This is a genomic window from Mycobacterium hubeiense (assembly GCF_002838065.1).
Lineage (GTDB): Bacteria > Actinomycetota > Actinomycetes > Mycobacteriales > Mycobacteriaceae > Mycobacterium > Mycobacterium hubeiense.
Window position 1 is genome coordinate 302 of sequence record NZ_PIZU01000138.1, and the last position, 219, is coordinate 520.

A 219-nucleotide genomic window follows, 5' to 3' on the forward strand; every position below is an offset into this window, starting at 1 on the left:
AGACTCCCTTCAGGTAGAGCCAGGGGATCAGCTCATCGATACTGCGGGCCCGCTTCAGGTAGGGCGGCAGCAGCGCGCTGCTGAAGGTCACCCCGTCGCCACTGCGGTCACGGACCCGGGGCACCTTGATCTCGACATCGCCGATACCGGTCTGCACGGTGCGCTCCGGCAGGTAGCCGTTGCGGACGACGGCTCGACGGCCGTCTTCCAGCGTCTTGT

General features: G+C 66.7%; 1 protein-coding gene. It reads right to left on the bottom strand.

Translation table 11 applies throughout. The features are described from left to right. Positions 1 to 219, bottom strand: a 219-nt coding sequence (locus CWS39_RS29980) for a transposase (protein ID WP_233213760.1), incomplete at both ends; no start/stop codon positions are given.